The sequence below is a fragment of the Nocardioides aequoreus genome, assembly GCF_000720335.1.
GTDB classification, from domain to species: Bacteria; Actinomycetota; Actinomycetes; order Propionibacteriales; family Nocardioidaceae; genus Marmoricola; species Marmoricola aequoreus.
In genome coordinates this window covers 23,583-30,582 of the sequence record NZ_JOJN01000022.1, presented here as the reverse complement: position 1 = coordinate 30,582, position 7,000 = coordinate 23,583, and the positions used below count along the sequence as shown (strand labels likewise).

Sequence of the window (7,000 nt, the reverse complement as noted above, 5' to 3'; positions counted from 1 at the left end):
CCGGAACTCCGGCGGATAGGGACGAGGCATGGCTCTCAGCCTTTCGTGAAGGCCGTCAGTTAGCCACCAAATCTGGAACCCAGGACGTAGGTCAGGTCAAGATGTCACCTATCCGTGCAGCAGACCCAAGCGCTACGTGGCGCCGTCCCAGCTCAGCTGAGCCCCGCCCAGGTGAAGGGACGACGACCAGGCCGCCCACGCCGGCCGCGCACGCCGACGTGCAACTGTCGGACTCCGGCCCGTGGCCGGTCCGCCGACGCGTCGCGACGATCACCGTCGCATGCTGTACCGATGATCCAATGGGAGACAGACCGTCGAGCGGCATCCCTGGTCACGCGCGTGTACGTACGCGGCATGAGGTGGCGCCGCGACAAGCAAGCCTTCGAGGGGGCCGCCCACACCGTCGCCCGCGCGCGCCGACTGCAGCGGAGGGGAGATGCACCCCCGACCCTGCTCACCCGGTTACAGGGGCGCGTCAGCTGGCGGCGCGCCGGGACGATGGACACCTGGCGTGTCGGACCGCGGCGCACCGAGCCGTCGGCTCGCGTGCTGTACCTCCACGGCGGAGGCTACGTCCATCCGCTGACCGCCGACTACTGGCGGCTGGTGCGCGCCCTGGTGCGCGCACCAGCCGAGGTCATCGTCGTCGCCTATCCACTGGCTCCCGAGGCGACGATCGACGACGTGCTGCCGCAGCTGGTCGAGCTGTACGACCACGCGACAACGGCGGGACCAGTGGTGCCGGTCTTGCTGATGGGGGACTCCGCGGGCGGAGCGCTGGCGCTGGCGATGGCGCAGGAGCTGCGTCGCGGTGACCTCCCACCGCCGGCCTCGCTGGTGCTGCTGTCGCCATGGGTCGACGCCACGCTGAGGGGCCCAGAGATTGCGCGACTTGAGACGACGGACCCCATGTTGGCCGAGTCCGGGCTCCGAGCAGCCGGGCGTCGCTGGGCCGGCCCCCACGGGCCCGGCCACCCCCTAGTGAGTCCCATCAACGCTGACCTACAAGGCCTACCGCCCCTGGAGATCCACATCGGCGATCACGACATCCTTCGTCCCGGGGTCGACACACTGGTCGATCGGGCGCACCGTGCCGGCGTGGACGTGCACGTGCACGAGGTCACGGCGATGTTCCACGTCTGGATGACGCGTGCCATCCCCGAGGGCCGCCGCAGCCGGCTGGCGCTCGTCGAGTCGGTACGGCGCGTGGCCGGGCGGTATCCGGCTCGCCACACGCCGCGCGGTCCTGAGCCCGGACCGTCGAGGCGACCGCGAGTCAGACGGATCTGACTGCCACCCGTGGCCGCGGGGTGCCGTTCGTGGGGTCGAGGACATCCAGGATGCGCAGCCCGCCGCCGGGCAGTGTCGGGATCCGTCGACGGTCGGGTGGGCCACTGCGCGCCCTCCACTCCCAGGAAGTCAGCAGTCGCACTGTGGTCTCGAGCAGCACGAGCGTCACCGACTCCCCCGGGCAACGATGGCCGCTCGCGACGTCTCCCCCACCCTGCGGCACGAGGTCGAACGGCGAGGGTCGGTGACCGCGGAAGCGCTCGGGCCAGAACAGCGTCGGGTCCTGCCACGTCCGGTGCTGGTTGGTGCCGGGGACGTCGAGGACGACCATGTCCCCCTCCGCCAACCAGTGACCCTCCCAGTCGTGCGCGACGTCGACCCTGGCGGCCAGCCACCGTGGGCCGCAGCACGTTGAGCAGCTCGACTCCCGCGGTGCGCACCGGCACCTCGCGACCGGGCCCCCGCGAGAGGGTGTGCAGCATCGTCCCCGGCTCGCCCGGCGATCGCGTGCCTGCTCGAGCGGACCGGACCACCCCACTCGCCCACGCATCGAGCCACTGGCGTGATCCCCAGCCCTTGGCGTAGGCAGCCGGACGAAGGCCGAACCCGGCGACCACGGCCGCCATGGCGCGGCTCAGGGAGGCGTGCGAGCGCGCGTCGGTGACCCCGGCGAGATGGAGGGCTACGTCGCCGTAGACGAGCACCAGCTCGTCGAAGAGGTCCGTGCCGCCGCGCCGGCGCCAGCCGCCCGCGGCGTCACTGAGCCCTCTCTCCACCCGAGGTCCCAGCTCGAGGACACGCGCTGGGTCGAGCGACTCGAGGAAGATCGCCTTGCGCGCTCGGTGGGCAACCTCGTCCAGGCCGTGCACCGCCCCCGGCCCGAAGAGCAGGTTCGCCAGCGGTGGCGGCACGGCGCCGGTGCGTCGCAACAGTCGGTCGTCGTAGAAGTGCTGGGCACCGCCGGGGCCACGGACGACGAGCGCATCGCGGCCCAGCAGCCGAGCCGGAAGTGCATCGAGCTCGTCGTCGGGGTCTCCGCGCGCCCACATCGAGGGGAGGGCGTCATAGCCCTTCCTGAGCAGCTGGAGGGCCAGGTCGTCCCGCACCGTCTTCACGAGTCTCCCGGGTGCTGTCGAGGTCGATGAGCGACCGGGATACCCAGCGCGTCGATCGGCACGCGGCCACAGCGAGTCGCATCTGACCGATCGGGTAATCCCGACGCGTCCCCGGTGGTCGGTCCTCGTCCCACCGTCACCCGAGTTGTCCTGAGGAGCCCGATGCCCGACGTCATCGCCTGCGGGTGCGTCCCCCTCCGTGCGCTGAGCGACGCGGTGCGCGGGTGAGCCCCCGGACGGCCACGCGACGGATCGGTCACCGGCTTGACGCGACCCGCTTCCTGGGGTCCGGCACCCAGCTGGTGGCCCGCTTCGGCACCGTCGGCCTGCTGTGCCTCGTCGTCGACATCGGCGCCTTCAACCTGCTCCGCTACGTCGTGGAGGTCGGCCCGCTGACGTCGAAGACCATCTCGGTGGTGCTGGCCACCTCGCTGGCCTTCCTGGGCAACCGCTCCTGGACCTTCGGGCACCGCGAGATGCGGCACGGCCCCGGCGTCGCCTACGTGCTCTTCTTCGTGTGCAACGGCATCGCGCTCGCCATCAGCCTGGTGTGCCTCGCGGTCAGCTCCTACGCGCTGGGGCTCACCTCGCCGCTCGCCGAAAACGTGTCGAGCAACGTCGTCGGGCTGGGGCTGGGGACGCTCTTCCGCTTCTGGGCCTACGGCCGGTGGGTCTTCGCCCCGACGCGACCCCCCGCGCCGCCGGCACCCGAGGTCGGCACCGATTCGTCGCGGCAGGACGACCGCGTGCTGCGCGCCGGGTGAGCGGTGGTCACGCCCCCGCTGACACCGGCTCGGCGTACTCCACGCCCACGACGCGGTCGTCCGCGAAGTGCAGCGAGGTGACGCTCGCCAGAGCGCACTGACGTCGCCGCGGGTGGTGGGCCGGGCGCCTCCCCTCGGCGCGTCGCCGGGTCACCCAGATCGGCATCTCGTGGGAGACCAGTACCGCCTCGTGCCCAGCGGCCGTCGACCGGGCGTCGTTCACCGCCTCCCACATCCGCGCGGCGACGTCGCGGAAGGGCTCGCCCCACGACGGTCGCCACGGGTTCCACAACGCCGGCCACAGGTGCGGCTGACGGAGCATCGAGCGCCCCATGTCGACCTTGCGTCCCTCGAGCAGGCTGCTCGCCTCGGTGAGCCGCTCGTCGACACCTGCCACGACACCGATGAGGTCGGCCAGCGGGGCGGCCGTGTGTCGGGCGCGCTCCAGCGGTGAGGAGGAGAGCACCACGACGTCGCGCCGTCCCAGGTAGGCCGCCGCTGCCGCTGCACCGCGCTCGCCGCGCGCCGAGAGGCCGAAGCCCTCCAGGCGGCCGTAGAGCACCCCGTCCGGGTTGTGCACCTCGCCGTGGCGGACCAGGTGCACGACGGTGCGCTCCGTCGGCGGTGGAGCGCTCACAGTGGCAGCCGTCGAAAGACCGGCCGCGGCAGATGACGCAGCACCGACATGACGGGACGCAGCTGTCGAGGCACCCAGAGCTGCTCCCGGCCCGAGGCGACGGCGCGCAGGGTCGCGGCAGCCACGGTGTCGGGGTCGACGGCCAGCGGAGCCTCCGCCAGGCCCTCGGTCATGGAGCTGCGCACGAAGCCGGGGCGCACTACCAGCACCCGGCCCCCGAAGGGGCGCAGTGCCTCGCCCAGCCCCGTGTAGTAGGCGTCGAAGCCTGCCTTGCTCGACCCGTAGACGAAGTTGGAGCGGCGCGGACGCTCTCCGGCCACGCTAGAGAGGGCCACCACCATCCCGTGGCCCTGGTCCCGCACCAGTCGCCCGAGAGCGACACCGGCGAGCACCGCGGCCGTGTAGTTGGTGGCGGCGAGCTCGGCGGCGTGGTGGGGGTCCTGCCAGGCTCGCTCCGGCTCCCCGAGCACACCGAACGCCACGACGGCCACGTCGACGTCCTCCCCCTCGGCGGCCGCCCGGACGACGCGCTCGTGGTCCTGCTGCTCCAGCGCGTCGAAGTCGAGCTCCCGCACGCGACAGCCATGCCGCTCCAGGTCGGCCGCGGCCGAGGTGCGTCGCGGCGACGGTCGCGCGGCCAGGGTCACGCGCAGCCCGTCCACCTGCTTCGCCCAGGCGCGCGCCATCGCGAGCCCGATGTCGGAGGTGCCGCCCAGGAGCAGCACCGTCTGGGGTCGGCCGAGACTGTCACGCATCGTGCAGGTTCCCTTCGGTCGGTCGGTGGAGGCCCAGGCGCCGCGCGAGGTCGGAGACGAAGAGTCCTCCAGGGTCGGCACGGTGGCGCAGCTCGGCGAACTCGCCGAGCCGTGGATACATCGTGGGCAGGTGTCGTCGCGGCAACCGCGAGTCCTTGGCCAGGTAGAGCCGGCCACCTGCCTCCGCCACGCGGGCATCCAACCGGTCCAGCACCGCGTCGAGTCCCGCACGGACGGGCAGGTCCAGGGCGAGGGTCCAGCCCGGGGCGGGGAAGGACAGAAGACCCGGCGTGCCGGGTCCGAAGCGCTTGAGCACGTTGAGGCACGAGACGTGGCCGCTGGCCGCGACCTCGCGCACCACCTCGACGACCACCTCGGACGCCGCATCGGGGATCACGAGCTGGTACTGGACCAGCCCCCTGGGACCGTAGAGACGGTTCCAGCTCTGCAGCCCGTCGAGTGGCTGGAAGAAGCCGAAGGCGTGCTCGACCCTGGTCGACGGGCGTCTCGGAGCGCGACGGAAGTACGCCTCGTTGAAGGCTCGCCCCGACACGCCGTTGACCGCGCAGAGCGGCGTGTGAGGCACCTGCACCCGTCGGGACGCAGGCACGTGCAGCGGGTCCTCGCGCTGCGCCGCGGTCAGGTCGTCGCGTACGGCGTCGCGTCCGGTCATGACCACGCCTCGTCCCGTGGCGGCTCCCTGCGCCAGCGAGTCGAACCACGCCACGGAGTACTCCGCGGTCCGGTCGTGCTCGCGCAGGGCGTCCATCACTCCGTGCAGGTCGGGCTGTCGCTCGGCGCGGACCACGATCCGTGAGGTCTCCACGCGCCGTAGCTCCAGCTCCACCCGCAGCACGACGCCGGTCAGCCCCATGCCGCCCACAGTCCCCCAGAAGAGTTCGGGGTCGGGCCCCCTGGGCTTGAGTCGGATGGCATCACCGGCGCCGGTGAGCAACACGAGGCTGCGCACGTACCGACCGAAGCTGCCGGCGGTGTGGTGGTTCTTGCCGTGCACGTCGCAGGCCACCGCTCCCCCGACCGTGACCTGCCGCGTGCCGGGCTGCACCGGCAGCGTCAGGCCCAGCGGGAGGACGACACGCAGGAGACGGTCCAGCGAGATGCCGGCGTCGACCTCCACCACACCGGCTTCGAGATCCAGGCGGTGCACCTGGGCGAGCCCGGTCAGGTCGAGCACCGCTCCCCCGGCGTTCTGCGCCGCGTCGCCGTAGCTGCGTCCCAGCCCCCGCGCGACGACCCCTCGTCGTCTTGTTTCGCGAGCCGCTTCATGCACCGCGGCCACCACCTCGAGGTCAGTGGTCGGGGACTCCACCCGGGCGCGCGTCGGCGCGGTACGACCCCACCCGGACAGCGAGGTGGCGCCCTCCTCCGGCCCTCGGTCCTGCCTCACTCGACGACCGCCCCCGCGAGCACCAGCAGCACCCAGATCACGCCGACGACCTGCAGACCACGGTCGCTGGCGACGATGTCCTCGGGGTGCTCGGCCGTGGCCTGGTCGATGCGGGCGGCGTAGCGCAGCAGCCCGAGCACGAAGGCGACCACCGAGAGGCCCTCCCAGGGCACGACCCCGGTGTGGTGGGGACCGGTCAGGGCCCAGAGAAGGTAGACGACGACCGTCACACCGGCGGCCATCGTCCACACGAAGCGCAGGTAGCTCTCGGAGTAGTGCCGCAGCGAGGGCCGCGTCCCTGCTTCGCTGCCGACCTGCACCCGCTCGGAGTACCGCTTGCCGGCCACGACGAAGAAGGCGCCGAAGGTCGCGAGCAGCAAGAACCAGGTCGAGAGCCGTGTGTCGGTCGCCGCTCCACCGGCCACCGCACGCAGCAGGAAGCCCGAGGCCACGACGGCCAGGTCGATCGGCGGCTGGTGCTTGAGGCCGGCGACGTACAGCGCCTGCGTGATCGAGTACGCCGCCATGGTCGCGCCGAGCGCGGGGTCCCACAGCGCACCGGCCACGATCGCCACGGTCTGCAGGGCCACCCCGGCCAGGAGCGCCGCGCGCGGCCCGATCTCGCCGGCGGCCACGGGCCTGGTCCGCTTCACGGGGTGCCGACGGTCCTGCTCGGCGTCCAGCACGTCGTTGACCAGGTAGCAGCCCGAGGAGGCCAGGCAGAAGAGGGCCAGCGCCACCCCGGCGCCGAGGGCGACGTCGACGCGCAGCAGGCTCCCCGCCGCCAGGGGCGCTGCGAGGACGAGGAGATTCTTCGTCCACTGTCGGGTACGCAGGACCCGCCACCACGCCGGCCCCGGGGGCCGGGCGGTCGGCGTGGTCTCCGCTAGCTGCGGGCGTGGTCTCGTGTGGGCCGGCGGCGGGGAGGCCACGGCCTCACTGGTGGCCGACGGCGGCTGGGGTGGGGGCACGGAGCGTGCGGTACCCGATCTGCCGTCATCATGTACATGCTTGTTTACGAAGTAAACGGT

The 7,000-nt window shown here is 72.4% G+C and carries 8 protein-coding genes; 3 read left to right on the top strand and 5 right to left on the bottom strand.

The features are described 5' to 3' along the window. The first annotated feature begins 291 nt into the window (after positions 1 to 291). On the top strand, positions 292 to 1,290 hold the full coding sequence (locus IG63_RS0120070; RefSeq protein ID WP_084597374.1) for an alpha/beta hydrolase fold domain-containing protein: 999 nt from the start codon (positions 292 to 294) through the stop codon (positions 1,288 to 1,290). On the opposite strand, the gene IG63_RS22445 is transcribed toward IG63_RS0120070, so the two are convergent. Then, the gene (locus tag IG63_RS22445) at positions 1,277 to 1,621 is read right to left on the bottom strand and encodes a cytochrome P450 family protein (RefSeq protein ID WP_030486112.1); all 345 of its coding nucleotides are present in this window, start codon (positions 1,619 to 1,621) and stop codon (positions 1,277 to 1,279) included. The two genes, IG63_RS0120070 and IG63_RS22445, sit on opposite strands and share 14 nt — an antisense overlap. 343 nt (positions 1,622 to 1,964) lie before the next feature. Here IG63_RS22445 and IG63_RS0120060 point away from each other — a divergent pair, with 343 nt between their 5' ends. Together IG63_RS0120060 and IG63_RS0120055 are read left to right on the top strand one after the other, a co-directional pair. Then, positions 1,965 to 2,435, top strand: coding sequence for a hypothetical protein (locus tag IG63_RS0120060; RefSeq protein WP_030486111.1), 471 nt, complete (start codon positions 1,965 to 1,967; stop codon positions 2,433 to 2,435). Positions 2,436 to 2,629: 194 nt separating this feature from the next. Then, positions 2,630 to 3,169 carry a GtrA family protein gene (locus IG63_RS0120055; RefSeq protein ID WP_211249414.1) on the top strand — a complete coding sequence of 180 codons (540 nt, stop codon included), beginning with the start codon at positions 2,630 to 2,632 and terminating at the stop codon, positions 3,167 to 3,169. Positions 3,170 to 3,176: 7 nt separating this feature from the next. Here the strand turns inward: IG63_RS0120055 and IG63_RS0120050 are convergent, their stop codons facing one another. Genes IG63_RS0120050 through IG63_RS0120035 form a run of 4 tightly spaced genes read right to left on the bottom strand, consistent with a single transcriptional unit; the run spans position 3,177 to position 6,940 of the window. Further along, a complete protein-coding gene (locus IG63_RS0120050) occupies positions 3,177 to 3,806 on the bottom strand; it encodes a histidine phosphatase family protein (RefSeq protein WP_030486109.1) in 630 nt (209 codons plus the stop codon). After that, positions 3,803 to 4,561, bottom strand: a complete 759-nt coding sequence (gene dprE2 / locus IG63_RS0120045; RefSeq protein WP_030486108.1) for a decaprenylphospho-beta-D-erythro-pentofuranosid-2-ulose 2-reductase — start codon at positions 4,559 to 4,561, stop codon at positions 3,803 to 3,805. The genes IG63_RS0120050 and dprE2 overlap by 4 nt, the downstream gene beginning before the upstream one ends. Continuing rightward, positions 4,554 to 5,969, bottom strand: a complete 1,416-nt coding sequence (gene dprE1, locus IG63_RS0120040; RefSeq protein WP_051707355.1) for an FAD-binding oxidoreductase — start codon at positions 5,967 to 5,969, stop codon at positions 4,554 to 4,556. The genes dprE2 and dprE1 overlap by 8 nt, the downstream gene beginning before the upstream one ends. Continuing rightward, positions 5,966 to 6,940, bottom strand: a complete 975-nt coding sequence (locus tag IG63_RS0120035) for a decaprenyl-phosphate phosphoribosyltransferase (protein ID WP_245604526.1) — start codon at positions 6,938 to 6,940, stop codon at positions 5,966 to 5,968. The genes dprE1 and IG63_RS0120035 overlap by 4 nt, the downstream gene beginning before the upstream one ends. Positions 6,941 to 7,000: the final 60 nt, after the last annotated feature.

Bases quoted from the DNA above. Each gene is read 5' to 3' on its own strand.
- IG63_RS0120070 (WP_084597374.1), top strand. From the start codon at position 292: ATGATCCAATGGGAGACAGACCGTCGAGCGGCATCCCTGGTCACGCGC.
- dprE2 (WP_030486108.1), bottom strand. From the start codon at position 4,561: ATGCGTGACAGTCTCGGCCGACCCCAGACGGTGCTGCTCCTGGGCGGC.
- IG63_RS22445 (WP_030486112.1), bottom strand. From the start codon at position 1,621: ATGGTCGTCCTCGACGTCCCCGGCACCAACCAGCACCGGACGTGGCAG.
- IG63_RS0120060 (WP_030486111.1), top strand. From the start codon at position 1,965: ATGGAGGGCTACGTCGCCGTAGACGAGCACCAGCTCGTCGAAGAGGTC.